Origin of the sequence: Streptomyces silaceus (assembly GCF_001419745.1) — a bacterium.
Taxonomy (GTDB): domain Bacteria; phylum Actinomycetota; class Actinomycetes; order Streptomycetales; family Streptomycetaceae; genus Streptomyces; species Streptomyces silaceus.
On record NZ_LIRJ01000713.1, the window covers coordinates 1 to 1,252 of the forward strand.

Sequence of the window (1,252 nt, forward strand, 5' to 3'; positions counted from 1 at the left end):
CGGCCCGCCCCACCCCGCCCCTCCCTTGACCGGCAGAAATCTTCGGGATATCGGTTGGCACCTGAAAGTTTCCTCCGGTCCCCAGGGAGCCCACGTGCCCGACCTCGACACCCGCCTCCGCGCCCTCATCGCCACGATGACCTTGGAGGAGAAGGTCGGCCAGCTCTTCGTGATGCACGTGTACGGCCACACCGCCACCGACCCGGACCAGGCCGACGTCGACACCAACCTCCGCGAGATCGGCGTACGCGACGCCGCCGAACTGATCGCCCGCTACCACCTCGGCGGCATCCTCTACTTCGGCTGGGCCCACAACACCCGCGACCCCCACCAGATCGCCGAGCTCTCCGCCGGCATCCGCCGGGCCTCCCCCACCGTCCCCGTCCTGATCTCCGTCGACCAGGAGCACGGCGCCGTCGCCCGCGTCGGAGCCCCCGCCACCCTCCTCCCCGGCGCCATGGCCCTCGGCGCCTCCGGCTCCCACGACCGCGCCCGCGAGGCCGCCCGCATCGCCGGCACCGAACTGCGCGCCCTCGGCATCCTCCAGGACCACGCCCCGGACGCCGACGTGAACGTCGACCCCGCCAACCCGGTCATCGGCGTACGCTCCTTCGGCGCCGACCCCGAAGCCGTCGCCGGCTTCGTGACCGCCCAGATCGAGGGCTACCAGAGCGCCGGCATCGCCACCGCCGCCAAGCACTTCCCCGGCCACGGCGACACGACGGACGACAGCCACACGGAACTGCCGCGCATCCACCACACCCGCGAGGAGTGGGACCGCTTCGACGCCCCGCCGTTCCGCGCCGCGATCGCCGCGGGCGTCGACTCCGTGATGACCGCGCACATCGTGGTGCCCGCCCTGGACCCGTCGGGCGACCCGGCGACGCTCTCCCGCCCGATCCTGACCGGCATCCTGCGCGAGGAACTCGGCTTCGACGGTGTGATCTCCACGGACTCGCTCGCGATGCGCGGGGTCCGCACGAAGTACGGCGACGACCGCGTGGCCGTACGCGCGCTCCAGGCGGGCGTCGACCAGCTCCTGAACCCGCCGCACCCGGAGGTCGCGTGGCACGCGGTGCTCCAGGCCGTCGCGGAGGGCGAGCTGACGGAGGACCGCGTCGACGCGTCGGTCCTGCGCGTCCTGAGGATGAAGGCGAAGGTGGGCCTCCTGGACGACCTCCTCGACCTCCCGGACCGGAACCGGACAGACCAGACGAACCGGACCCCTCACACCGACCGAACCCCTCACCCC

The 1,252-nt window shown here is 72.7% G+C and carries 1 protein-coding gene; it reads left to right on the forward strand.

Annotated elements, in window-relative coordinates; all coding sequences use genetic code 11:
• Nucleotides 1–136: 136 nt before the first annotated feature.
• The coding region (locus tag AOK22_RS38940) for a glycoside hydrolase family 3 protein (RefSeq protein WP_244165290.1) at nt 137–1,252 on the forward strand (1,116 nt) is incomplete at its 3' end.